We start from the raw sequence: 24637 nt of genomic DNA on the forward strand, positions 1-24637 counted from the left end.
TCAGCCGGAAATACACGCATTGGCAGCGTTACGCACATCGTGCGGGCGAACAGGCACATTGGACATGCGCTCATGCAGCTTGATGCTGCTGCCGCCGGAGCGATCTTCGATATCGAATACGGCGGCCGGGCCTGAGGACAGTTTGCCCGGAACAATCACGCGAACCCCATCCTTGTGCGGTTGCACCTGCAGCGCGCCGCGGCTGTCAGCCAGTTTTTCGGTCAGGCACTGCGCGTACTCCTGGGGTTTCTTTCCGGAGATCACGCTCACAGTCGGCAGCGTTTCATTGATTTCGGAAACGCTCGCACAACCACCCACAGCCAAAACCAACGGCAGACACACCACACCCCACTTCATACAAAACCTCCGTTAAAGACCGTCCGACAGCACAAATGCCGTTTTTCTCCGGGGCCTTCTGTATTTAACCCGCATCCAATCGCGAATATCTGTTCAAAATTGTCAAACCAACGCCCGACGGCCAGATAATAACCTGTGCGGGCTGATAAACTGCGCCCAATTACAAGCTATCGTTTTGATTTAGTAGAAAAAGCCCTTCTGGAGGCGCCCATGAAATTCATTCACCAGCGCGAGCACCTCAACGAAGACGACATCGTCGTCATCCAATGCTCGCAAATGTGCAACATCCGCCTGATGAACGACGCCAACTTCCGCAGTTTCAAAAACGGCGGCCGTCACACCTATCACGGCGGCGCTTTCGACACGTTCCCGGCCCGCATCACCGCGCCGAGCACCGGTTTCTGGAACATTACCATCGACACTGTCAACCGCCGCGCGATCAGCGTTACACGCAAACCGACGTTGACGCATTCGATCAAGATCATCCGCCGCTCCAGCACCAAACTCAGCTGAGCCACCCCGCCCATTCAGACAGGTAGACATGACCGTGGCCCAAACGACCAAATACGTCATCAAGTACAAACTCAACGGTGAGCGCCGCTTCGAGTTCGCGCAACTGGAAAACGGCACCGCCGAAGAAGCCAAAGCTGCGCTGGATGCCATTCACGATCAGACCGATGTGATCAGCGATATCGCCGTCAGCAAAGCGCTGTAGGACTGCGGCAGGAATTCAACCGCAAGCGGCGGAGTGATCTGCCGCCGGGGCCTGCCTAAACTGACCGCCTCGACCTTGAGTCAAGGAGTCAGCCTGTCGATGTCCCCCTCCCGGCTGGATGCGCTCGACTGGGCCAGCCTGGAACAGCAACTGGATCAGGACGGCTGCGCGATCATCCGTTCGCTGCTGCATGGCGAGACCTGTGATCGTTTGAGCGGCCTGTATCCGCAGACCGAACCCTTTCGTTCGCAGGTCATCATGGCCCGCCACGGTTTCGGTCGCGGCGAATACAAGTACTTCCGCTATCCACTTCCCCCGACCGTAGAACGTCTGCGCACTGCGCTCTATCCGCGCCTGGTGCCAATCGCCAACCGCTGTGTCAGTCGCCTGCACAGTGGAAAAAGGCATACCCTAGGCATCATCTTTCACGACGCCACATAACCGCCATGCAGCCTCACACGTTCGATTTGTTCGCTGACAACGAACCCGCACAACAGCCACGCGCCGAACAGATCGGCGAACAATCGTGGGTGCTTCGCGGTTTTGCCCTGCCGCTTATCGAGCAATTGCTGCCGGCGCTGGATGCCATTCTCGTCGCCGCCCCGCTTCGCCACATGGTTACTCCTGGCGGCTACAGCATGTCAGTGGGCACCAGCAGTTGCGGGGCGCTGGGCTGGATTACCGATCGCAGCGGCTATCGTTATTCACGTGTCGATCCGCTCAGCGGTTTGCCCTGGCCGCAGATGCCAGCAGTGTTTGCTGATCTGGCGCATTCGGCGGCGCTGGAATCGGGGTTTTCCGGCTTCAAGGCAGATTCCTGCCTCATCAACCGATATGTCCCCGGCGCGAAGATGTCATTGCATCAGGACAAAGACGAAAACGCCTACGCGGCGCCGATCGTTTCGCTGTCGCTAGGGTTGCCGGCGATGTTTCTGTTTGGCGGGTTCGCTCGAAGCGACAAGAGCCAGCGAATTCCTTTGCTGCATGGCGATATGGTGATCTGGGGAGGCGTCGATCGTTTGCGCTTTCATGGGGTTTTGCCGATCAAGCAGGGTCGGCATCCACGGCTGGGCGAACAACGGATCAACCTGACTTTTCGTGTTGCTGGATAAATTGCAAAAGTTTGACCGCAAGGCCCGGGGTGTTGCGCCCACCCACGCGGGTTAACCTGAATCAAACAGGTCAATGGATTACCCACCATGAAAACGCTTTCGACCCGCTTTAACGTTGAAGACGATCCACGTTGGGCCGCCGTGGTAGCGCGGGATCCAAGGGCTGACGGGCAATTTGTCTACGCCGTGAAAACCACTGGCATTTACTGTCGCCCGAGCGGTCTTGCGCGGTTGCCGAAACCACAGAACGTCGAATTCTTCGACACCGCCGAACAGGCTGAAGCCGCCGGGTATCGCCCCAGCAAACGAGCCAGCAAGGATCAGAGTGACGTGAGCGCGCACCATGCCGCCACGGTGGCGGCAGCCTGCCGCCAGATCGAGTCCGCCGAAACCTTGCCGGCACTCAACGAACTCGCTGAGAAAGCCGGGTTAAGCCCCTTTCATTTCCACCGTGTATTCAAAGCCGCGACAGGACTGACGCCCAAGGGTTACGCCAGTGCGCACCGCTCGCGCAAAGTCCGTGAACGTCTGGCGGACGGAGGTTCTGTGACCGATGCGCTGTATGACGCGGGTTTCAATTCCAACAGCCGTTTTTATGAAGCCGCCGATCAGTTGTTGGGAATGAAGCCCGGCGACTACCGCGCCGCCGGGCGCAACAACGATATTCGTTTCGCCGTCGGGCAATGTTCACTCGGGGCGATTCTGGTGGCGCAGAGCGAACGCGGCGTTTGCGCGATCCTGTTAGGCGACGATCCTCACCAACTGGTGTGTGACCTCCAGGACCAGTTCCGCAAGGCGAACCTGATTGGCGCCGACTCTGGATTTGAACAGTTGATCGCCAAAGTGGTGGGTTTTATCGAAACACCGGCCATTGGCCTGGATTTGCCGCTGGATGTGCGCGGCACGGCTTTTCAGGAACGCGTCTGGCAGGCGCTTCGGGAAATTCCGCTCGGCAGCACCGCCAGCTACACCGAGATTGCCCAGCGCATCGGCGCGCCGACCTCCATGCGCGCCGTGGCTCAAGCGTGCGGGGCCAACCGCCTGGCAGTGGCGATCCCTTGCCACCGCGTCGTGCGCAGCGATGGCAATCTCTCGGGCTACCGCTGGGGGGTGGAGCGCAAACGGCAATTGCTTGAGCGCGAGACGCAGCCTTAGCGACTAGCGATTGACGTCAACCACAACACGTCCGCGAAGTTGTCCGGCCAGCAGTTTTGGCGCAGCTTCAATGACTTCGCTCAAGACGATTTCATGACTGATCAATGGCAGCAAAGTGAAGTCCAGGTCCCTGGCCAGACGATCCCACGCTTCAAGGCGACGCGCCTTGGCTTGGGTCACGCTGTTGATACCCGCCAAGGTGATACCCCGCAAAATGAACGGCGCCACCGACGCTGGAAAATCCATGCCCTGCGCCAGACCGCACGCGGCGACGGTGCCTTCTGCACGCGTACTGGCGCAGGCATTGGCCAACGTATGGCTGCCGACCGAGTCGATTACCGCTGCCCAGCGTTCCTTGGCCAGCGGTTTGCCCGGCTCGGACAGGGTCGCGCGGTCGATGATTTCGCTGGCGCCCAACTGCTTCAGGTATTCATGCTCGGACACCCGGCCGGTGGACGCCACAACCCGATAACCGAGCTTGCTCAGTAGCGCGACAGCGAAACTGCCGACGCCGCCGTTAGCGCCAGTGACGAGTACATCGCCCTGCTCCGGCGTCACACCATTACGTTCGAGCGCCAGAATGCACAGCATTGCGGTGTATCCGGCGGTACCGACGGCCATCGCCTGTGCTGCCGTAAAAGCTTTGGGCAGTGGAATCAGCCAGTCACCATTGAGCCGTGCCTTCTGCGCCAGGCCACCCCAATGGCTTTCGCCGACGCCCCAGCCATTGAGCAGCACCTGGTCGCCCACCTTATAGTCAGGATGGGAACTGACTTCGACCGTGCCCGCCAGATCAATCCCCGGCACCAGCGGAAATTTGCGCACCACCGGGCTGCTGCCGGTAATCGCCAGACCGTCCTTGAAATTCAGCGTGCTGTAGGCGACGTTCACCGTCACATTGCCCTCGGGCAATTGTTCTTCGTTGATCTGTTGAAGGTTGGCGCGATAACCGCTGTCGTCTTTATTGATCAAGATACCGTTGAACATGCTGGCCTCTCATGGATGGAATTCAGATAGTCAGGCCCTTCAAATATCACATCGCAACACGTTGCCACACTCGACTTTCAGCCAGCGCGCGAATCTGCCGGGTATTTCCATGGCTGACGACTATGCTTTTTCGACGGTCATGTTTTCGCTACTTTCCGTTTCAGAAACGGCCCTGTCGATGGAGCTGACAATGTCTTACCCCCGTTCGTTCTGGCTGATGCTGATGCTCTGTCTGCTGACCTTGGGCAATGCCTGGGCAGCTCCGACCGCCGCGCCTACTGATGCGGCGCCCAGTGAGCCGACATGGCCGCAAGTCATTACCAGCGGCAAGGCCAAGCTGACCGTTTATCAGCCGCAACTCGACAGTTGGGACGGCTACACCCTCAATGCCCGCGCGGCCGTCGAAGCCAGCGGCGCCGATGGCAAGTCCACCTACGGCATCGTCCAGTTCAGCGCTCATACACTGGTCGACAAAGCCACCCGATGGGTCGCGCTTGACCAGTACAAAATCGTCAAAGCTGATTTTCCGGCTGATGCGAGTCAGGCCGACACGTGGGTTGCAGCCCTGCAAAAGGATGCAACCAATCGCAAGAAAACCATCTCCCTCGATCAGCTCGAAGCCGCCGTCGGCGTGCTGTCAGCAGAACAGAAGGCTGAAAGTGCACCGCTGGAAAATACGCCACCTGCAATCATCAGTGCCGACGTGCCGGCCTTGCTGGTTTACATCGACGGCGATGCGGCCTATCGACCGGTGGAGGGCACCGCGCTACACCGGGTCATCAACACTCGCCCTTTGCTGCTCAAAGACGCTCAGGGCAAACACTATCTGCGTGTATTCGACGGCTGGATGGTCGCTGACCAACTCGATGGAAACTACACGCGCCTGGCCACGCCATCTGCCGAACTGGAAACAGCCAAACAGGCCGCCATCAAGAGCCGCCAGGTAGACCTGTTGACCGGACAAAGCGATCCGAAGGAGAAGATCCCGAGCCTGGCCAAGCCACCGCAGCCGAAAATCTTCGTCACCACCACGCCCACCGAACTGATCGTCACCGACGGTACGCCACAGTGGCTACCGATTCAGGGCACAAGCCTGCTCTACGTGAGTAACACCACCGGGCACATCTTCAAGGAAATCGGTGATCAGAACAGTTACGTGCTGATCTCCGGCCGCTGGTTTAGTGCCAGTGACATGAGCGGGCCGTGGACGTTTACCCCAGCGGACAAGCTGCCCGCAGACTTCGCCAACATCCCGGACGACAGCCCCAAAGAAAACGTCAAAGCCTCGGTTGCCGGCACGCCTCAAGCCAAGGAAGCGGCGATTGCCGCCACGATTCCGCAGACCTCCGCAATCAAGAAAAGCGCGGTAAACATGACTACGCCGCAGTTTGACGGCGAGCCGCAGCTCAAAGCGATCAACACCACGCCACTGCAATATGTGGCTAACAGTGCAACGCCGATTATCCGTGTCGACAACGACAGCTGGTATGCGGTGGAAAACGGTATCTGGTTTACCGCCAACAGCGTGAGCGGCCCATGGGTTGTCGCCAGCTCCGTGCCGGCGGTGATCTATTCGATCCCGCCGAGTTCGCCGATGCACTACCTCACTTATGTCAAAGTCTATGAGTCCAGCGGCGACACCGTGGTGGTCGGCTACACGCCCGGTTATCAGGGCTCGAACCTGGATCCCGCGACCGGTGTCGTGGTGTACGGCACCGGTTATCCGTACACGCCCTGGGTCGGCAGCGTCTGGTACGGGCCGCCAGTGACTTATGGCTTCGGCGTCGCCATACGCTACACACCCTGGACTGGCTGGACCTTCGGTTTCGGCTTCGGTTGGAGCTGGGGTGGCAGCACCGTTGCGATGGGCTGGGGCTGGGGTGCGTATCCGTGGTGGGGCAATTACGGCTGGGGTTACGCCTGGGGTCCGCGCTTGTATCCCGCACCGCTGGCCTGGGGCGGCGCCGCTTACGGCTATCGCGGCGGTGCCTTGGCTTGGGGACCGGGCGGATGGGCCGGGACTACCGGGAATATCTATCACCAGTGGGGCGACCGGGCGACCGTCAGTCGTGCCAGCGCTGGTTACAACGCCTGGACCGGTAATCGCTGGGCGGGTCAGGTCGGGGCTTCCTATAACTCACGCACTGGCGTTGCGGCCGCTGGCCAACGAGGTGCCGTACACAACGTTTACACGGGTAATTATGCCGCCGGGCGCAGCGGCGTTGCGGCCGGGCCGAACGGTGGCGCAATCGCCGGTCAGAAAGTCACCGCAGGTAATGTGCGCAACGGTACGCAGGTCACTGCCAGTCGCGGCGCGGCGTACAACCCCAATACGGGAAAAACCACCCAATATGGCGGTGTTCGTGGACAAAACGGCGGCGCCGCGCACGTCGGCGACAACGTGTATGCCGGCCGCGATGGCAATGTCTACAAGAAAACCGATGATGGCTGGCAATCCGTGGTCAAGGGCGGAGCAACACGCCCCGCCCCCGTCAATAACAATGCCCAGTTGCAAAATCTCAACCGCGAATCCGCCGCGCGTAACTTCGGCAACCAGCGCACCAACAACTTTCAAAACTCCTCACGGAACATGAACCGCTCGTATGGTGGCGGTGGCGGCGGCGGATTTAATCGCCGCTGAGCGCCTGCACCAGAGGATGTTCTGAATTTCAAAGTGGCCCTCAGTCCGGTTTTGCTGTTAAAACCCGGCTTTGCCGTCCCTGCCCCGTTTCATCGTTCGGAGAAACGCTTTCATGAGTCCATGGCCAGATACCCGCATTGTTGACCTGCTTGGCATTGAACTGCCGATCATCCAGGCCCCGATGGCCGGTGCGACGAACTCATCCATGGTGATCGCCGTGTGCAACGCCGGAGGTTTGGGCTCTATGCCAGCGGCGATGCTTAGCATTGAGCAATTGCGTGAAGAGCTGAAGACGATTCGCGCAAACACCGACAAGCCTTTCAATGTGAATTTCTTCTGCCATCAGCCACCGGCAGAAGATGAGCAGCGCGCGCGCGACTGGAAGAATCTGCTGGAACCGTACTACCGCGAACTGGGCGTCGACTTCGATGCGCCGACACCGGTGTCCAACCGGGCGCCGTTCGATGCAGCGGCGTGCGAAGTGCTGGAGGAATTCCGGCCTGAGGTGGTGAGTTTTCACTTCGGCCTGCCGGAAAAATCCTTGCTCGATCGAGTGAAAGCCACCGGCGCAAAAATCCTCTCTTCTGCAACCACCGTCGATGAAGCGGTCTGGCTGGAGCAGAACGGTTGCGACGCGATCATCGCCATGGGCTATGAGGCTGGCGGCCATCGCGGGATGTTTCTCAGTGATGACTTGAGCAGCCAGGTCGGCACGTTTGCCCTGGTCCCGCAGGTAGTCGATGCAGTGAAAGTGCCGGTGATTGCCGCCGGGGCGATTGCCGATGCCCGCGGAGTTGCGGCGGCTTTCATGCTGGGCGCTTCGGCGGCACAGGTCGGCACCGCGTATCTGTTCACCCCCGAAGCAAAAGTCAGCGCCTCGCATCACAAGGCCCTGCGCACGGCAAAAGAAAGTGAAACAGCGATCACCAACCTTTTCACCGGACGCCCGGCGCGGGGCATTCTCAACCGCGTCATGCGCGAGCTAGGGCCGATGACGCCAAAAGCGCCGGCATTCCCATTGGCCGGTGGTGCTCTGATGCCGCTGCGGGCGAAAGACGATGCACAGTTCGCCAACCTCTGGGCGGGTCAGGCTTTCACGCTGGGCCAAGACGTCAGCAGCGCCGAACTGACGCGGCAGTTGGCCGAAGGCGCATTGGCAAAACTGGTTCGACGTTGAAGGCAATCAGGGTGAGGAATCAAAAGTCTTCACCCGGTTTCTCACCAGCGCTTCCTGTTTGGCGGCATTTCGCTATATATTTCGCTATATAGCGATTCCACCTCTGCATCGGCGCAGTCCATTCCAATAATAACTGCCCTCTGCACCGCCAATAACGGAGCTGTTACATGACCATTCTGGCCTCACGTTTTGCCCCTGCCTGCCTTGCATCCTTGCTGGCGGTCTTCGCCATTGGCGCAGTTCAGGCTGATGAAGTACAGGTAGCGGTTGCAGCCAACTTCACCGCTCCGATCCAGGCCATCGCAGCCGACTTCGAAAAAGACACCGGGCACAAACTGGTCGCAGCCTATGGCGCCACCGGCCAGTTCTATACCCAGATCAAGAATGGCGCACCGTTCGAAGTGTTCCTCTCGGCCGACGACAGCACCCCGCAAAAACTCGAAAAAGAAGGCGATACCGTCAAAGGCTCGCGCTTCACTTACGCCATCGGCACCCTCGCCCTGTGGTCGGCGAAAGACGGTTACGTCGATGCCAACGGTGACGTGCTGAAGAAGAACGAGTACCAGCACCTGTCGATCGCCAATCCGAAATCGGCGCCGTACGGCCTGGCTGCTACTCAAGTGCTGGACAAGCTCAAGCTGACGGAAGCCACCAAATCCAGGATCGTTGAGGGTCAGAACATTACCCAGGCCTACCAGTTCGTCTCCACCGGCAACGCCGAGCTGGGCTTCGTGGCGCTGTCGCAAATCTACAAGGACGGTAAAGTCACCAGCGGTTCGGCCTGGATCGTCCCGGCCAGCCTGCATGACCCAATCAAACAGGACGCGGTGATCCTCAACAAAGGCAAGGACAGCGCGGCAGCCAAGGCGCTGGTTGAATACCTCAAAGGCCCGAAAGCCGCTGCGGTGATCAAGTCTTACGGCTACCAGCTCTAAATGTCGCTGACGAGTGCCGATTTCGCGGCGATCTGGCTGACCCTGAAACTGGCGTCACTGACCACCGTGATCCTGTTGATTGTCGGCACTCCGGTTGCCCTTTGGCTGTCGCGCACCCGCTCGTGGTTGCGCGGCCCGATCGGGGCGATCGTCGCCCTGCCCCTTGTGCTGCCGCCGACCGTCATCGGTTTCTATCTGTTGCTGATGATGGGGCCACACGGCGTTCTCGGTCAGTTCACTCAATGGCTGGGGCTCGGCACCCTGACGTTCAGTTTCACCGGACTGGTGATTGGTTCGGTGATCTATTCCATGCCTTTCGTGGTGCAACCTTTGCAAAACGCGTTCTCAGCGATCGGCACCCGCCCGCTGGAAGTGGCCGCCACGTTGCGCGCCAATCCGTGGGACACGTTTTTCAGCGTGATCCTGCCGCTGGCCCGTCCGGGTTTTGTCACCGCAGCGATTCTCGGCTTCGCGCATACCGTCGGTGAATTTGGTGTCGTGCTGATGATCGGCGGCAATATTCCCGACAAAACCCGGGTGGTCTCGGTGCAAATCTACGACCACGTGGAAGCGATGGAATACGCCCAGGCTCATTGGCTGGCGGGCGCGATGCTGGTGTTTTCGTTTCTGGTGTTGCTGGTGCTGTACTCCAGCCGTAAAACCCGCGCGGGCTGGAGCTGATCAATGATTGATGCACGCCTTCAACTTGCTTACCCAGGCTTCAGCCTGGATGTCGATCTGCATTTGCCAGGCCGTGGTGTCAGCGCACTCTACGGTCATTCCGGTTCGGGGAAAACCACGTGCCTGCGCTGCATCGCCGGGCTTGAGCGCGCCGAGCATGGCTTCGTCCAGATCAACGACGAAGTCTGGCAAGACAGCGACAGCGGCATTTTCGTCCCGCCGCACAAACGTGCATTGGGCTATGTATTTCAGGAAGCCAGCCTGTTTCCACATTTGTCGGTGCTGGCCAACCTGCAATTCGGCCTCAAGCGCATTCCCAAGGCTCAGCGCCGGGTCGACATGGCGCAAGCCACCGAGTTGCTGGGCATCGGCCATTTGCTCGAACGTCATCCGCAGCATCTGTCCGGCGGCGAACGTCAGCGTGTCGGCATCGCCCGCGCGCTGCTGACCAGTCCGAAACTGCTACTGATGGACGAGCCGCTGGCCGCGCTCGACAGCCAGCGCAAAAACGAAATCCTGCCTTATCTGCAACGCCTGCATGACGAACTGGATATTCCGGTGCTGTACGTCAGCCATGCACAGGATGAAGTTGCACGTCTGGCCGATCATCTGGTGTTGCTCAACGATGGCAAGGCCCTGGCCAGCGGCCCGATCGGCGAAACCCTCGCCCGTCTGGACTTGCCGATGGCAATGGGCGATGACGCTGGTGTGATCATTGAAGGTCAGATCAGCGCCTACGATACGGAATATCAGTTGCTGAGCCTGCAACTACCTGCCACCGAAATGAACATACGCGTCACTCATGCACCGATGGCCGTGGGCCAGGCCTTGCGCTGCAAGGTACATGCGCGCGACATCAGCCTGGCCCTGCACAACGACGCCTTCAGTAGCATCCTCAATCGCCTGCCGGTGACAGTGATCAGCGAGCAAGCGGCAGACAACGCCGCCCACGTGCTGATACGTCTCGACGCTGGCGGCACTCCGCTGCTGGCACGCATCACACGGTACTCGCGCGATCAACTGGGTGTGCGTCCGGGTCAGCAACTCTGGGCGCAAATCAAGGCAGTCGCAGTGCTCGCCTAAATCCATTGGCACGACGGCATCAGTGCGCGGTCAATCGTTTTACAGACCGCCGCGCCAACGAAGGAAGCCGCCATGCCCGATACCGCGCTGACCGATGCACTGCCATCAGACCTGCATTACGTCGATGACACACAGCCCGGCATCACCCGCAAAAAACTGCGCGGCAAGTTCTGCTACTTCGAACCGTCGGGCCAGCGCATTACCGACCCCGACGAAATCAAACGCATCAACGCCCTCGCCGTGCCGCCGGCTTACACCGACGTGTGGATCTGCCTCGACCCACGCGGCCATCTGCAAGCCACCGGCCGCGATGCCCGTGGCCGCAAGCAATACCGCTATCACGCGCGCTGGCGCGAAGTGCGCGACGCCGACAAGTACTCGCGGCTGCGCGAGTTCGGCCTGGCGTTACCGAAATTGCGCAAACAGCTTGAAACTTTGCTGGCCGCGCCCGGTTTCAGTCGCGACAAAGTCATGGCCACGGTGATCACCCTGCTCGACGCCACGCTGATCCGCGTCGGCAATACGCAGTACGCGCGCGACAACCGCTCCTACGGCCTGACCACTCTGCGCAGCCGGCATGTCGAGGTCAACGGCAGTGCGATCCTGTTCCAGTTCCGCGGCAAGAGCGGCATCGAACACCAGATAACCGTGAAGGATCGACGTCTGGCGCGGATCATCAAGCGCTGCCTGGAGCTTCCTGGCCAGAACCTGTTCCAGTATCTGGATGAACACGGCGAGAGACACACCGTCAGCTCCTCCGACGTCAACGCTTACCTGCAAACCCTGACCGGCGCCGACTTCACTGCCAAGGACTACCGCACCTGGGCCGGGAGCGCCCTGGCACTCGCGGTTTTGCGCGAGCTTAAACACGAGTCCGAAACGGAAGCCAAACGGCACGTGGTGGAAATGGTGAAGGGTGTCGCCAAACAGTTGGGCAACACACCCGCGGTTTGCCGCAAGTGCTACATCCACCCGGCGGTGGTGGAAAAATTCATGCTCGGTGCCCTCGCCGAATTGCCCAAGCCACGTTTACGCAAGGGGTTACGCGCCGAGGAAGTAGCGTTGGCGATGTTTCTCGAACGCATGAGCGAGATGACCGACGCACCTTGATCGATTGCACATCGCCCTCTAGGCTAGCCACCTTTCCCCTCCTCAGGACGACCGCAGAAGTGAACAACTCAGCCCTCTGAAAATGTAATCGCGACACGCCGGTAACGGTGCTTGTCAGTTTTCACGACATTTTTCTGGAGGTGCCGATGACTCACGTCTCGCGTACGCCCGCACTCGTCTCCCTGCATCAACTGAGCTTTCAATTCGCCAACGGCGAGACGATTTTCAACGACCTGAATCTGAAATTCGATCATCTGCCGACCGCTATCGTCGGACGCAACGGTGTCGGCAAAAGTGTGCTTGCGCGGCTGATTGCCAGGCAGTTTCAGCCCACTGCCGGCACTGTGGTGAGTTCGGTTTCGGTGCACTATGTCCCACAGACCTTCCTCGCGACACCCGGTCAAACGGTGGCCGATGCGTGCCTGCCATGGCTGCCGATTGAGGCGCCCTCAACCCGGTTGAGCCTCGCCATCCACGGGCCGATGCGCATTGCCGTCAGCGGTCCCAACGGGTGTGGCAAATCAACCCTGCTGAAACTTCTCGCCGGTGATCTGACACCTGTTCACGGTGAATGCCATACCCCCGTGCCTTTTACGTTCCTCGATCAGCAATTGACGCTGCTGGATGACCGGGCATCCATCGTTGACCAACTGAAGGCACAACAAACACCGTTGGACGAAGGCACCTTGCGCAGTTACCTGGCGCACCTGCAACTGAATGCGCAACGCGTTACCCAGCCCTGCGCGTCGCTCAGTGGCGGTGAACGCTTGAAAGCCGCCCTTGCCCTTGCGATGTGGCGCCAGACACCCGCACAACTGCTGCTATTGGATGAGCCGACCAATCATCTTGATCTGGCCTGCGTGGAAGCTTTCGAACGTGCCTTACAGACTTATCCTGGGGCCATTGTCGCGGTTTCCCACGATCAGTCGTTTCTACGCGCGTTAAACCCGACCCATGATTTGACTTGGCACGCCGAAGGCTGGCACTTGCAACCGACGAGTTGACCTGTCTATTTTTTGCACGATCGCCGGGGGCTTCTATAGTTGATGTGACACGAATCAGCTGCGGTGACGCCATGGAAGACATTTTCGTCGTGAAGCGTTGCAACAAGATCATTATTCACGGTCGACGCGCCGAGGACAGCCAGCATGATCCCGCCGAAGCCATTGGCTGGTTCCGCATTTGCGATACCCGAACAGGCGGCTTCATCGGCGATGGTTACGACGCAGAAGCAGACGCTCGGCGCGAATGCAGCCGTCTCAATGCAGTCAGTTCGCCCATTCCGGCCCGCGAGTCTTCCGGCTGATGCCAAGCAGAAGCGGGTCTATACTGAAACCAGCTGAAGGAGCAGCGCCCCATGGCAGAAGGCTCGCAAATAGCGGGCTTTTTGCTGCCGCTCAGCGGTTTCACGAACGGAGGTGTTCCATGTCCGAAAAAGAGTCCATCACCACCCTCCTCACCCTGCTCGACGCCCGGCAGGCGCGCCTCGCGGCCGCTTGCAAAGAGATCGCCGACTGGGTCGATCACCAAGGCGGACACCCGACCGCCCTGCGCATTCGTGATCGCCTGAACGATATCGAGAAAGACGCGCCGCTGATTCGCAACACGCTGTCGGCGCTCAAGCCCATCGATCGGCCGCTACCTCGGTTCAGATAGCACCGATTGCCATTCAGGCCTCATACGCGGTGACGCTTGTGCCGCCGCGCTGTCGCCTGTCCGATATTTATATTCTTCGCTCAGGGATTTGGTTCTTTTCACATAACCATCACATCTATGCGCTTAGAGTGAAATCACTCCTTTAGAAAGTCCCCCTCTCACCCGCCCGCATGCGGGTGTTTTTTTGCGTGCAGTTCCACTCACCGAACGGCGCTATCTACAAGTTGTCATAACCTGTACACGTCACGAAGGAGACGGTCCATGGTTATCCATTTCAACGTCGACGGGCATCTGGCCTGCGGCCACAAAGGCAAGCAACTCACTGCGAGCAAGGAACTCAATCGCGTGAAGTGCCGCAGTTGCCGTAATACCGATGCCTACAAACAGGCGAGAAAAGATCAACGCAATGCAGCCCGACGCAGCGCACGGCACGCAAAAACCACTCATGGCGCAACAAACTGGCGCGCAGATTGGATCGAGCGGCTGACGGCGATGGCCGGGCTTCAACGCTTGCCTCGTGGTTTTGCCGGGCAGGCATTTGTTTAGAGCTGGATAAAAAATGGGCCGAACAAGTCGGCCCATTTTTGCGTTGGTTATTACTCAGAGAACAGGTTCGCCCTGGATCTATCTCGCAGCGAGAATCTCCTCAAGAAATTCAATAAACACATTGATCCGGCTGGAACCCCGGTGATTGGGCAAATACAGCGCATTGATGCAACAGCTCGCACTGCCGGGATTGACTTCATAGTGTTCCAGCAATCGGGTCAGGCGCCCTGCCGCGACGTCGTCGCGCACCAGCCAATCGGCTAGCAAGGTCACCCCGCCGCCGGCGATAGCTGCTTCGCGCAGGATGTCGGCGTTGTTGCTTTGCAGACGACCATGGACGTTCAGCTGGATGGTTTCTTCGTCGCCCTGAAAGGTCCAGTGCAGGTGGGAGCCTGCGTAATCAAAGCGCAGGCATTGGAGTTCGAGCAGGTCGCGGGGATGGCATGGCGTCGGGTGCCGACTCAGATAATCAGGGCTGGCCACGACCCAGCGCTGAAATGCCCCTACCCGCTTGCTGACGATATCTTCGCTGACCACCGAGGAGCCGAGACGCACTGAAACATCGATTTGCTCACTCAAAAGGTCACTGACCTGATCGCTTAACGACAGGCTGATTTCCAGCCCCGGATGACGATCCAGCAACCGGCTCAGATGTGGCGCAATAATGCGCCGGCCAAACTCGACGGGGACGCTGATTCGCAGTCGTCCTTGGGCCTCGCTGCCACGATCGGCGACGACCGCGTCGGCCTCATCGATGGCGTCGAGAATGGCCACGGCTTTCTCGAAATAGGTTTGGCCGGCGACAGTGACGCTGGTATTGCGAGTCGTGCGGTTGAGCAGGCTGGCGCCGAGCTCGTTTTCCAGTCCCGCCACCTGGCGCGTCACCGAAGAAGTAGAAAGGCCGAGTTTACGTGCAGCAGACGAATACCCCCCGCAACGTACGGTTTCGACAAACATCTTCAGTGCCAGCAACTTGTCCATAAGCGGAGCCCGGTCGGAAAGAAACGGTGACAATTGTGCATCACCGTTCGCCAGCCGTCTTGTACCGCCGTGCTTCAACTGCGCTTGCTGCTCAGGAACATGGCCAGGGCCAGCGCCGGCAGCAATGCCACCGTGACCGCCGACAGGTTCCAGCCAAAGTGCTCGTAGAGCGGGCTCGCCACCAGCGAACCCAAGGCGCCGCCGACGAAGATGCTGGTCATGTACACGGCATTCAGGCGAGCGCGACTGTGCGGGTCAATGGCGTAGACCTCGCGCTGGCCCAGCACCATGTTCAGTTGCACAGCAAAATCCAGCAGCACCGCACACACCACCAGCCATACATAACTGCTACCCGGCAGCGCTGCGATCAACAATGAAACGGGCGCCAGCAGCAACGCGGCGAGTGTCCCGCGCCGACCATGCCCGGCATCGGCCAGCCGCCCGGCGATAGGCGCAGCCACTGCACCGACCGCACCGACCAGAGCAAAAATCGCCACTTGCGCCTGGCTGAAACCGTGATGACGCATCAGTTCGATGGGCGCCAGCGTCCAGAACAGACTGAAACTGGCAAACAACAGACCTTGATACAGCGAGCGTTGACGCAGCACCGCGTGCCGACGGGCCAAGGCAAACACGGAGCTGATCAGGGCAGCATAAGTCGCCCGATGGGTCGGCACTCGACGTGGCAGCGCAGTCGCCATGATCACGGCGATCACGGCCATCAATGCCGCCGCGCTGAAAAACACGCCGCGCCAGCCGAACACTTCCACCAACAGGCTCGACAGCGGCCGCGACAGCAGAATGCCCAACAGCAAACCGCTCATGATGTTACCCACCACACGACCCCGCGTGGCTTCGGGCGCCAGGTGCGCCGCCAACGGCACCAGAATCTGCACCGCCACCGAGGTGAGGCCGATCAGCAATGACAAGACAAGAAACATCGACGGCGAGTGGGTCAACCCGGCGCACAGCAGGGTCACGCTCGCGGCCAGGGTAAAACCCACGACCAGACGACGGTTTTCCATCAAGTCCGCCAGCGGCACCAACAGCAGCAGGCCCAGTGCATAACCGAACTGCGTAAGAGAAACGATCAGACTGGCATTGCTGCTGGACAGGCCGATCTGCGGCGCGATCAGTTCGACAATCGGCTGCGCGTAATAGAGGTTGGCCACGACCGCGCCACAGCAAAAAGCCAGGAACGCGACCATCAGGCCTGAGAGTGAAGCGGGTTGGTCGGCCGTGGCCGCCGTGTTGCCCGTGAGCATGATGACACCTCATTGAGTTCGCAAATGTGCTGCCAAGGCTAAGCGCGGCGTTGCAACCAGAGAATCCGTCATTGAGGCAATTGAGTGATGCGCCAGACGCAACGTTCTTCGCGTTGCTGTTGGCGCAACGCGCTGTTGCGTGGCGCGGCGATACTCGTCTGCGGACGCCTTCTCTACCCTTGGGCAATCGGCGCAAGACTCTCCATCAGCGCCCTTCCCCGGCTGCTCAAGGAGTTGTTCATGACCGCGAATCCATCATTGATGCTCACCGTTCGCCTTACGCGTGGCGAATGCTCATGAAGGTCGGTTTCATCAGAACCAGAGCGTTCTGGATCGGTGCGACAGCCCTCGCTGCGACGGGCGCACTCGGCGCGGCCATGCTGATGTGGCGGCCGGCGATCGCGCCTGTCGAGCGTCCAAAGACGTTCGACTCCGCGCAATTGCAACGCGGCGCGCGAGTGGTCGAGGCTGGCGACTGTGCGGTGTGTCATACCCGTCCCGGCGGCCAATATCTGGCGGGAGGGTTGCCGCTGGAGACCCCGTTCGGCACGCTCTACAGCACCAACATCACCCCTGACCCGCAAACCGGCATCGGCCAATGGTCGTTGCCGGCGTTCGAGCGGGCCATGCGCGAAGGCATCGCTCGCGACGGCCACTTCCTGTACCCGGCCTTTCCGTATGTTCACTACTGGCGCATGAGCACACGCGATATTGCCGACGCGTACGCCTACTTGATGAGTGGCCCGGCCGTCGATTCACCGGCCCGGCAAAACCGGATGAACTTCCCGATGAACATTCGGCCGCTGGTGTCGTTCTGGAATCTGCTGTTCCTGCATGCAAAACCCTTGATGCCAGTGGCACAGCAATCCGATGCATGGAATCGCGGGCGCTATCTGGTCGAAGGGCCTGGCCACTGCGCCGGATGCCATTCGCCGCTGAATCTGATCGGTGCCGAGAAATCCGGTGAACGTCTTGCAGGCGGTGCGGTGGACGGTTGGGACGCGCCGTCATTGCTCGGTATGGCCCGTCGCGTTAACCCTTGGAGCAGTGAACAGTTAGAGCGTTACCTACGCGCAGAAGTGGTGGATGGACGAAGGATCAGCGCATTATCTTCGGAGGCCGGAGGTGGCAGGTTCGTGATGTTGATCTCCAGGCCAAAGTCATCATCGTTTCAGCAGCACGAGGTGGTGCCCCTCCTCGGTTCGACGGCCTGGGTTCGATGGTGCATGACAACGTACGTCAAGAGATGCGAGCCGTCCTGGCAGACACACTCCCCTGCCCCTTTATTGATCAAGTGGCTCAAGAGCTTCTCGACGAGGCTCGAAAGACATTTATTTCGCTGGGCCTTGCTAAGCGCTACACAGTTGAGTCGGGCGGTAAGTGCTATTTGATGAGCTGGCTAGGTGATCATGCCAACGATGCACTGCGCTTGTTACTCAATCATGTCGGCCTTTCTTGTGATAACGCAGGCCTCGCCATTGAGGTTAACGCCGACATCGGTCGAACCCAAATGGCGCTGAAGGAAGTCGGAAGCCTGGATGCCGCTGATCTTGACTCGATACTTTCGGAGGTAGAAAACATGCTGCGCGAAAAGTGGGACTGGGCGCTGCCGCAATCCTTGCTGATGAGGTCGTTTGCTTCCATATCGCTCGATATCTCGACCGCAATTCTTTTTGCACAGAGTCATTCCGTGGAAAAGTAAGAGGAAGAAACTGCGCTGCATTGATCCGATGCAACAGCACAAAAAACACCGCGATGCTTCTCCCCTGGGCTGGTGATGAGTGATCACCACCGGCTCTCTGTGCTTAATCCTGAGCCTGTTTACATGTATCGCACATCAGTAGATTTCTTGGAAGAAGGCTATTGGCCGGAAGCTGCCACTCCTGAACGTCCTCTTTCAGTCGAAAGCGGTGATTTATGAATGGCTGAATCTGGTCGAACTCTGTCAGCGCCACGCTTCTACTGTCGGAGGCAGCGGGAAAAAATTACCAGGCCTACGTAATGAGATGAACCAACGTCTCGAACAATTGAGTAAGAGATCCTTTTCACGGCTTCGAATCAATGAAAGTCGACTTTTTAATTTTTCCATTCAATGCTTTGGGGACGGCAAAAATCCTAATGATGTCTTCACCACACACAGAATCATAAAATCTGCTTTCACGAAAATCGAAAAGAGCCTTACTACCCAACTTATCAAAATAATTTTTTACTTCTTTCATTTCCCGCGACGCAACCTTTCCACTCCTCTCTTTGAGCTTGTCAAGAAAGCCGACTGACGCAGGCGCTGGATAAACAAAGATATTAGGAACAATAACATCTTGATCATCCAAGCCATCAAAATCGGTAAATGTTATGGCGTAGAAATTTTGCGTATCCGCCGACTCCATTACCCTTATCAAATTGATAAGAAAAATAGCTGCGCCCGCCAGAACTGCAGAAACGCTATCGTTGCTCATCTCTTTTTTTAAGAAATTCAACCGCTTGTATCTAGATACAAGCGGTATTTCCTCGAAGCTTTCATAGCTCTCAAAGAACACAGCCATATCATTATATGGTTATTTACTTATTATTTTGCTGTAAATCTCAGCCAACTTCATTTAAGGGATGCTCCATCCGTGATCGTTCAGCCATTCTTTTGTTTTTTTGGAGAAGGTCACATCCCCTTTTCCTTTATCATGTATTGATCCGTCGAGATTGCATCCCGACCCACACTTACAGAGTGCGTGCCATTGACTACTAGGTACACTCTGTTCCGGCTCATCAATACGAGTAATTTCCGCCGGTACTTGGCCTCTTCTAACCTTTGATTGGGCCTGCTTCGGCGCGCCGCCTAATTGTGCGCCTTTTTTAGCCAATCCCAGCGGATCGACCCAGTTCAAAGGATTCGGAGCGTACTCAAACAGGTACAACCCACCTCATAGCCAATCGGATCATGGCTGATAAATCGCCCGACCATCGGATCATAGTAGCGATATCGATTGTAGCGCAGACCGATTTCATGATCATGGTACTGCCCTTGAAATCGAATAGGGTTCGCAATGCCCTGCTGCTTCGCCCAGTGCGACCGTTCCTCCCGTATCTCACCCTAAGCCTTATACTGAGCGCTCCATACGACGTCACCGTTCTGATCGGTCATCTCCAAAGGCGTGCCCAAGTGGTCGCATTGGTACCAGGAAATCACATCAATAGGTGGTGATACTACTGAGTGATTCCAAAGCGGATCCAACTCCAGACTGTATGCCTTATCATAGCTGGGCAATTCCATCAGATTAATGGAATGAGTCGACATGGCCTGTGCAACCGGAATGAACGTTCCCGGTTCAGATACATAATGGATCGTGCGCCCCGCTTCACCATCCAAGCTAAAAGCAGCTTTAGCACGCTAAACAGCCTTGACAACGTTTCCGTTCAACGCAATAAAATCGACATTATTTTCATAGTCGAAATCATCAATAACATCTTGAAGATGTATATGCTCCAATCCGCTTTTTGACATCTCTTTAGATGCCTTGATCAGGAATCTACCAATTTCCCGCAAGGTTTCCGGGTCAGCCAGGATGGATATTTCATCCAGTTTTATTTCTTGATCACTGTTAACGGCAGTACCGTGAACTGTAAACTTAGCAAGCTTTCTCATAGATTGAATCCTTGTTCTCGAAGATACTCTTTTTCTTTGCGTGTAAGCTCCGAAATACTTCCCCTGGTACCATGGCTTTGCGAGCCGTCCTTATTAACTACTACCTCTGCACGCCTCGCCTTGCACTGACAATGAGCATGTACTTGCTGGTTGGTATTTTCCACATGAGGAGGGTCTATGCGGACTCGACCATTTCCGACCTGCTCCCAACGACCAGACTTAGCAAGCCCAAAGGGATCGATCCATCCAGTCGGGTTCGGAGCGTATTCATATAGATGTATCCCCCCTGCGTAGCCAATAGGATCTTGGCAGATAAAGCGACCTATCGTAGGGTCATAGTAGCGATGCCTGTTGTAGTGCAGCCCCGTCTCATGATCATGGTACTGCCCCTGGAATCGGATAGGGTTAGCAATACCTTGCTGCTTCGCCCACTGCGACCGCTCCTCCCGAATCTCACCCCAGGCCTTGTACTGAGCGCTCCATACGACGTCTCCGTTCTGATCGGTCATTTCCTGAGGAGTGCCCAAGTGGTCGCATTGGTACCAATTCAATACATCGATTGGGGGCGATACCGCGGAACGATTCCAGAGCGGATCATCCTCCAAGCTGTAGTCTTCGTCATAATCAGGCAACCCCATCAGATTGATGGAGTGATTTGACATCGCCTGAGCTACAGGAATGAACGTTCCCGGTTCAAATACATAATGGATAGTGCGCCCCGCTTTACCATCCTGCTGTGCAGCACAACTTTCCCATGCCAGGTTATCGCCATCCCAACCGTACAGCGTAAAGCCACAGCCATGCTCTCGCTGCAGACGAGCGTGCTCAGCGCTATTCCACAGCGAGCCTGCCGCCGGCCGCTGCTTGTAGTGCACTCGCGAATTCTTCAGCAACCGTCGCCCAAGAGCGTCGTAGACAAATTCCACCGAAAGCTTGGCATCCTCGAAATGCACCAGCCGATCAAACAGATCCCAACGCATTTCGCTGAAAGCACCATCGCGCCAACGTTTTATCTGATTACCACGATCATCATATTCGTAGTGAGTACCTGCATACTCGCGCAACAGGTTATCGACCAACTTGCTGCGTGGCGGAGTCAACTCCAAAGGCCGCCGACTCTCGGCTGCTTTCTCATCGAGCAGGTTACCTGCCGGGTCAAAGTCGAACGTTTCAACACCCAGCCGGCTGACCGCGCTTAGCAGTCTGCTGACCGGATCATAGCGGTAGGACAATTGTCCACGGCGCGTATCGTTGATTTCGTTTAGCTGTCCTGCAGCATCGTAGGTGTACTCACGCTTAAGCAAAACCGACTTGTCGTCACTGCGACCCAACAGTTGCTCTTGCAAGCGTCCGGCCGGATCCCACCTCTGCGTCTGCACCAGACGATTGCCTTGGTGCCGAGCCACTTCGCGATGCATGTCATCCCGCTCATAGCCAAGCAGCTCATGCTCGTTCAGACGCAACGCCAAGAGATGACCGCTGCCGTAGGTCAACCAACTGACCCGATGACCGTCAGGACGGATCGTGGCCACGCGTTGGTTGAGTACGTCGTACTCATGCTGCCAGACAGCAACCAGTGGTTTCTCCAAAGCAAGATAATGCTGATGCTCGCGCACCATATTGCCAGCAGGATCATGGAACCACTGCACTCTGCTGTCCGCGTTACTGGCAAGGATCATGTTGCCCCTGCCGTCATAGGCGTAACGCTCCGCCTGAGACTGATCGCCAAGCGACGCAAGACGCTCCGTCACACGGCCCATCTCGTCGTACGCTACCCTCACAACGCGGTCACCGGTCGCGACCGTTGAAAGGCGTCCAGAAGAGATGTCGTACTGATAGCGAGTCAGGCGCCCGTCAAAGCCTGTTTCCGTTAATAATCGTCCGACAGGATCATAGAGGAATTGTGCCGAGCGCTCGTTCTGGTTCTCCAGGGCCTGCAAACGTCCCAGGCGATCCCACCGATACCGTAAAGTCTGTTCGGCAGCATCCACTCGTTCTTCGACGAAACCCGCCGCCGTGTAGCTCCAGGTTGTACAGCGATCTAACCCGTCGACATGAGCTAGAAGCCTACCCTCAGCATCGCGTTCAAAACGCTCCTCTGTTTTGTCCGGGTGCCTGAGGAGCGCTACTTGCCCAGACTTGTACTCGTACTCGGTGCTCTGCCCTGCGGCGTCGGTTGCGCAGATCATCAAGCCGCGATCGTTATACTCCCATGCGCTTGTCTTGCCTGAGCAATCGACATATTTGAGTAATTGTCCCGCGTCGTTGTATTCGAGGGTCTTCTCATTGCCATTGGCATCCTTGATTGCAATCGGCAAACCTTTTTTGTCGTAGGCGTACTCAGTCTTGTTGCCGAGCGGATCGACCGTTTCAACCAGGTTGCCGGCATCGTCATAGGCGCGCATCCACAGCCCGCCCTCTGCGTCCATGATTTTGATCAGTTGGTCGTGGTCGTCATAGGCGAAGTGCACCACGCTGTTATCGGCGCGAATATGCTCAAGCCGATTGCCACGCTCGTCGTAGCTATAGCGATCGGTGGCCCCATCCGGATGCACATGCCGGACTACGTTTTTCGCCTCATCACGGAACAACCACTCCGACAAACCGTCGGCGTGACGAATGCGATACGTGTAGCCCAAGCTGTCGTAGTAGTGCCACGTCTCGTTGCCGTGAGCATCCGTGACATACGTCAGACGAATGTTCTCGTCCCATTCCAGACGTGTGTCGAAACTGCCGTCATCGGCCCACTCGCGCACCGCCTTGGCATCGGCGCCGGCACCCTGCCAATGCAAGTTCATCCCGCGCCCGGTTCGGTCGGTGTAGCGCCTGATCAGGTGATGCTCATATTGATACGACCAAGCCGCCCCATTTTCATCCTGAGCGAGAACCAGGTCGCCCTGCACATCATATTCATAAGCACACAACTGGCGTTGTGGCGCCCCGTCACGGATCTCCCATAGACCGGTCAACCGACCATGAGCATCAATCAGCGTACCGAGATGACGATGTACTTTGGTGATGTCATTTTCCTGATAGCTAATCAGGTCGGATAACACCGGAGTCTCGCCGTAACGATGCTCATGGTGCAGCATGATTCCGGCACCACTACGCAACACAACGCCAACCAGCAGGTAACTTTGCCCATGACGGCTGTAGGTTTCCTTACGCTCGAACCCGCGACATAGCAGCAACTGTCCCTCGCTGACATGCAGCAAGGTGATGTTTTCAATCGCGTCGTAATGGAACTGGCCAATCTTGGGTAACGGATAGGTGTGACTTCGACCGTCGGCATCGTAGAACACCAGCCCATCGTCCTGCTCATCGATGCGAGTGGTGAACGGGGTGATCCAGCGCGCACCCAAAATGCCCGAATCATAAGCGCTCAGGTCTGAGCAATACGTGCGGGTCCAATCAATGGGGAATGCGCCGGGCAAGCTGAAATCCGAGTGATCAAACGTCTCTGTCCCCATGGCAAAGTTGATGCGCTTGCAGGTCGCAGGACACACTTCGTTTTTTTCGTCATTGGGGCGCGACTTCGGCTTCGACTCACCCCGGCTGACTTCGACCTTCCCGTCGCTGGCAAGGCGTCGGGACTGACTGGTCATGCCTGGTTTGACGTTACCGCCCTGCCCGTGCGCATTGCGCATACGCCACGCTGCAACCGCGCTGGCCAGCACCACCAACAGTGCGCCAATGGAGCTTTGAACGGCCGGGTCACTCAACTTGTTCAACTGCGTGCGCAGCTCAGGCCCCATGGCGCGCAGCGATTTCGTATGAGCCAGAACTTTTTTCTTCGCCTGCTCCGGCAAGAGATGTTCGGCGGCACTGTTAGCCACGCCTTTCCCCGCTGCCTTGTAAACGTTCGCCGCAGCGCCAAAGATGTTGCTGATCGCGCTCATAGGATCATGGAGCAATTGATCGCTGGCAGCGCTGGCCATCTGTTCTGCCGCTTTCAAATTGCCTTTAGCATCGAGCTGCCCGTTTACGACTCTCTCCAAGCCGACGGCAATTTCGTTGAGGATCTTCTCACCTAACTCCCCTGCATCACTGAGCAATTCCTTGAGTTTGGCTTGTGCCTGCTTAACGAAATCATCAATCACACCAACAATGTCAGCGTTCAAATGACCGACCACGACGTTGATCAACGCATCGCCCAACACCAGCTTGCCGACCTTGGCGACCTCCTGGCGAACGAGGAACAAAGTTGGACGCAAGCTCATGCGCGCGGCCGCCATGTTCGGCGGCATCGGTAAGACACCTATCAGGTTGATCCCTAGACTGACCCAGTTAAGAGGATCTTGTCGTGGGCTGTTCGAGAGCGTCACAACATCGTTCAGCGCATCGACCAGCGCCATGATGTTGCCGACAACAGGCAGTGCGCCTGCGACCGTCTTGATGCGCTCCAATGTGACCAGATCGCCACTGATCTCTCGTAACCAGGCGTCGAATTGAGCCGCACTGCGACCCACGTCTTCCACCATGATCAGATTCAGGGGAACAACGGCGACTTGTGGTTCACGTTTGGTTGCAACAGCGGTATTGGTCGTCATGTCAGCGTCTTACCAGCCAGTAGGCTCGGGAATTCAGAGATGTCATGAG

25 protein-coding genes and 1 pseudogene are annotated in these 24637 nt (G+C 57.7%); 17 read left to right on the top strand and 9 right to left on the bottom strand.

Features of this window, described 5'->3' with window-relative positions:
* A complete protein-coding gene (locus PSH79_RS14940; RefSeq protein ID WP_187679914.1) occupies positions 1-357 on the bottom strand; it encodes a hypothetical protein in 357 nt (118 codons plus the stop codon).
* A gap of 210 nt (positions 358-567) precedes the next feature.
* On the opposite strand from PSH79_RS14940, the gene PSH79_RS14945 reads away from it, so the two are divergent.
* The 5 genes and pseudogenes from PSH79_RS14945 (at position 568) to ada (ending at position 3339) form a co-directional block, all read left to right on the top strand.
* On the top strand, positions 568-870 hold the full coding sequence (locus tag PSH79_RS14945) for a DUF1883 domain-containing protein (protein ID WP_007912251.1): 303 nt from the start codon (positions 568-570) through the stop codon (positions 868-870).
* A 28-nt stretch (positions 871-898) separates the two neighbouring features.
* The gene (locus tag PSH79_RS14950; RefSeq protein ID WP_305438069.1) at positions 899-1072 is read left to right on the top strand and encodes a hypothetical protein; all 174 of its coding nucleotides are present in this window, start codon (positions 899-901) and stop codon (positions 1070-1072) included.
* A 99-nt stretch (positions 1073-1171) separates the two neighbouring features.
* Positions 1172-1447 (top strand): annotated as a pseudogene (locus tag PSH79_RS14955) (2OG-Fe(II) oxygenase); the annotation flags it as partial.
* Between the two features lie 71 nt (positions 1448-1518).
* Positions 1519-2184 (top strand): DNA oxidative demethylase AlkB, encoded by a 666-nt coding sequence (gene alkB / locus PSH79_RS14960; RefSeq protein ID WP_305438071.1) that lies wholly within the window; start codon positions 1519-1521, stop codon positions 2182-2184.
* Positions 2185-2271: 87 nt separating this feature from the next.
* Positions 2272-3339, top strand: coding sequence for a bifunctional DNA-binding transcriptional regulator/O6-methylguanine-DNA methyltransferase Ada (gene ada / locus PSH79_RS14965; protein WP_305438072.1), 1068 nt, complete (start codon positions 2272-2274; stop codon positions 3337-3339).
* Positions 3340-3342: 3 nt separating this feature from the next.
* Here ada and PSH79_RS14970 read toward each other — a convergent pair whose 3' ends face one another.
* Entirely contained in the window at positions 3343-4326 is a 984-nt protein-coding gene (locus tag PSH79_RS14970; RefSeq protein WP_305438073.1) for an MDR family oxidoreductase, read from the bottom strand.
* A 190-nt stretch (positions 4327-4516) separates the two neighbouring features.
* On the opposite strand from PSH79_RS14970, the gene PSH79_RS14975 reads away from it, so the two are divergent.
* From PSH79_RS14975 to PSH79_RS15020, 10 genes are all read left to right on the top strand, one after another.
* The gene (locus PSH79_RS14975) at positions 4517-6967 is read left to right on the top strand and encodes an autotransporter (protein ID WP_305438074.1); all 2451 of its coding nucleotides are present in this window, start codon (positions 4517-4519) and stop codon (positions 6965-6967) included.
* Positions 6968-7079: 112 nt separating this feature from the next.
* Positions 7080-8144, top strand: a complete 1065-nt coding sequence (locus PSH79_RS14980) for a nitronate monooxygenase family protein (protein ID WP_305438076.1) — start codon at positions 7080-7082, stop codon at positions 8142-8144.
* Between the two features lie 167 nt (positions 8145-8311).
* Positions 8312-9079, top strand: coding sequence for a molybdate ABC transporter substrate-binding protein (gene modA, locus PSH79_RS14985; RefSeq protein ID WP_305438077.1), 768 nt, complete (start codon positions 8312-8314; stop codon positions 9077-9079).
* Positions 9080-9760 (top strand): molybdate ABC transporter permease subunit, encoded by a 681-nt coding sequence (gene modB, locus PSH79_RS14990; RefSeq protein ID WP_305438079.1) that lies wholly within the window; start codon positions 9080-9082, stop codon positions 9758-9760.
* A 3-nt stretch (positions 9761-9763) separates the two neighbouring features.
* Positions 9764-10843: a molybdenum ABC transporter ATP-binding protein gene (gene modC / locus PSH79_RS14995; protein WP_305438081.1), complete on the top strand. Its 1080-nt coding sequence runs from the start codon at positions 9764-9766 to the stop codon at positions 10841-10843.
* A gap of 72 nt (positions 10844-10915) precedes the next feature.
* A complete protein-coding gene (locus tag PSH79_RS15000) occupies positions 10916-11953 on the top strand; it encodes a DNA topoisomerase IB (protein ID WP_305438082.1) in 1038 nt (345 codons plus the stop codon).
* A gap of 146 nt (positions 11954-12099) precedes the next feature.
* The gene (locus tag PSH79_RS15005) at positions 12100-12957 is read left to right on the top strand and encodes an ATP-binding cassette domain-containing protein (RefSeq protein ID WP_305438083.1); all 858 of its coding nucleotides are present in this window, start codon (positions 12100-12102) and stop codon (positions 12955-12957) included.
* Between the two features lie 71 nt (positions 12958-13028).
* A complete protein-coding gene (locus PSH79_RS15010; RefSeq protein WP_305438084.1) occupies positions 13029-13259 on the top strand; it encodes a hypothetical protein in 231 nt (76 codons plus the stop codon).
* Between the two features lie 119 nt (positions 13260-13378).
* The gene (locus PSH79_RS15015; RefSeq protein WP_090283253.1) at positions 13379-13609 is read left to right on the top strand and encodes a hypothetical protein; all 231 of its coding nucleotides are present in this window, start codon (positions 13379-13381) and stop codon (positions 13607-13609) included.
* A gap of 261 nt (positions 13610-13870) precedes the next feature.
* Positions 13871-14155, top strand: a complete 285-nt coding sequence (locus PSH79_RS15020) for a hypothetical protein (RefSeq protein WP_305438086.1) — start codon at positions 13871-13873, stop codon at positions 14153-14155.
* Between the two features lie 78 nt (positions 14156-14233).
* Here the strand turns inward: PSH79_RS15020 and PSH79_RS15025 are convergent, their stop codons facing one another.
* Together PSH79_RS15025 and PSH79_RS15030 are read right to left on the bottom strand one after the other, a co-directional pair.
* Entirely contained in the window at positions 14234-15136 is a 903-nt protein-coding gene (locus PSH79_RS15025; protein WP_305438087.1) for a LysR family transcriptional regulator, read from the bottom strand.
* Positions 15137-15210: 74 nt separating this feature from the next.
* Positions 15211-16401: an MFS transporter gene (locus PSH79_RS15030; RefSeq protein WP_305438088.1), complete on the bottom strand. Its 1191-nt coding sequence runs from the start codon at positions 16399-16401 to the stop codon at positions 15211-15213.
* A gap of 296 nt (positions 16402-16697) precedes the next feature.
* Between PSH79_RS15030 and PSH79_RS15035 the strand changes: the two genes are divergently transcribed.
* Positions 16698-17792: a c-type cytochrome gene (locus PSH79_RS15035; RefSeq protein ID WP_370872489.1), complete on the top strand. Its 1095-nt coding sequence runs from the start codon at positions 16698-16700 to the stop codon at positions 17790-17792.
* The gene (locus tag PSH79_RS15040; protein ID WP_305438089.1) at positions 17792-18103 is read left to right on the top strand and encodes a hypothetical protein; all 312 of its coding nucleotides are present in this window, start codon (positions 17792-17794) and stop codon (positions 18101-18103) included. The genes PSH79_RS15035 and PSH79_RS15040 overlap by 1 nt, the downstream gene beginning before the upstream one ends.
* A 343-nt stretch (positions 18104-18446) precedes the next feature.
* Here the strand turns inward: PSH79_RS15040 and PSH79_RS15045 are convergent, their stop codons facing one another.
* The 5 genes from PSH79_RS15045 to PSH79_RS15060 all read right to left on the bottom strand — a co-directional run bounded on the left by PSH79_RS15045 (position 18447) and on the right by PSH79_RS15060 (position 24588).
* The gene (locus tag PSH79_RS15045) at positions 18447-18944 is read right to left on the bottom strand and encodes an Imm15 family immunity protein (RefSeq protein WP_305438090.1); all 498 of its coding nucleotides are present in this window, start codon (positions 18942-18944) and stop codon (positions 18447-18449) included.
* Between the two features lie 332 nt (positions 18945-19276).
* Entirely contained in the window at positions 19277-19480 is a 204-nt protein-coding gene (locus PSH79_RS28180) for an RHS repeat-associated core domain-containing protein (protein WP_370872664.1), read from the bottom strand.
* Between the two features lie 6 nt (positions 19481-19486).
* Complete coding sequence (locus PSH79_RS28185) at positions 19487-19690, bottom strand: RHS domain-containing protein (protein ID WP_370872665.1); 204 nt, start codon at positions 19688-19690, stop codon at positions 19487-19489.
* A gap of 93 nt (positions 19691-19783) precedes the next feature.
* The gene (locus tag PSH79_RS15055) at positions 19784-20038 is read right to left on the bottom strand and encodes a hypothetical protein (protein ID WP_305438091.1); all 255 of its coding nucleotides are present in this window, start codon (positions 20036-20038) and stop codon (positions 19784-19786) included.
* The gene (locus PSH79_RS15060; RefSeq protein WP_305438092.1) at positions 20035-24588 is read right to left on the bottom strand and encodes an RHS repeat-associated core domain-containing protein; all 4554 of its coding nucleotides are present in this window, start codon (positions 24586-24588) and stop codon (positions 20035-20037) included. The genes PSH79_RS15055 and PSH79_RS15060 overlap by 4 nt, the downstream gene beginning before the upstream one ends.
* Positions 24589-24637: the final 49 nt, after the last annotated feature.

The organism is Pseudomonas sp. FP2196, from assembly GCF_030687715.1.
Classification (GTDB): Bacteria; Pseudomonadota; Gammaproteobacteria; order Pseudomonadales; family Pseudomonadaceae; genus Aquipseudomonas.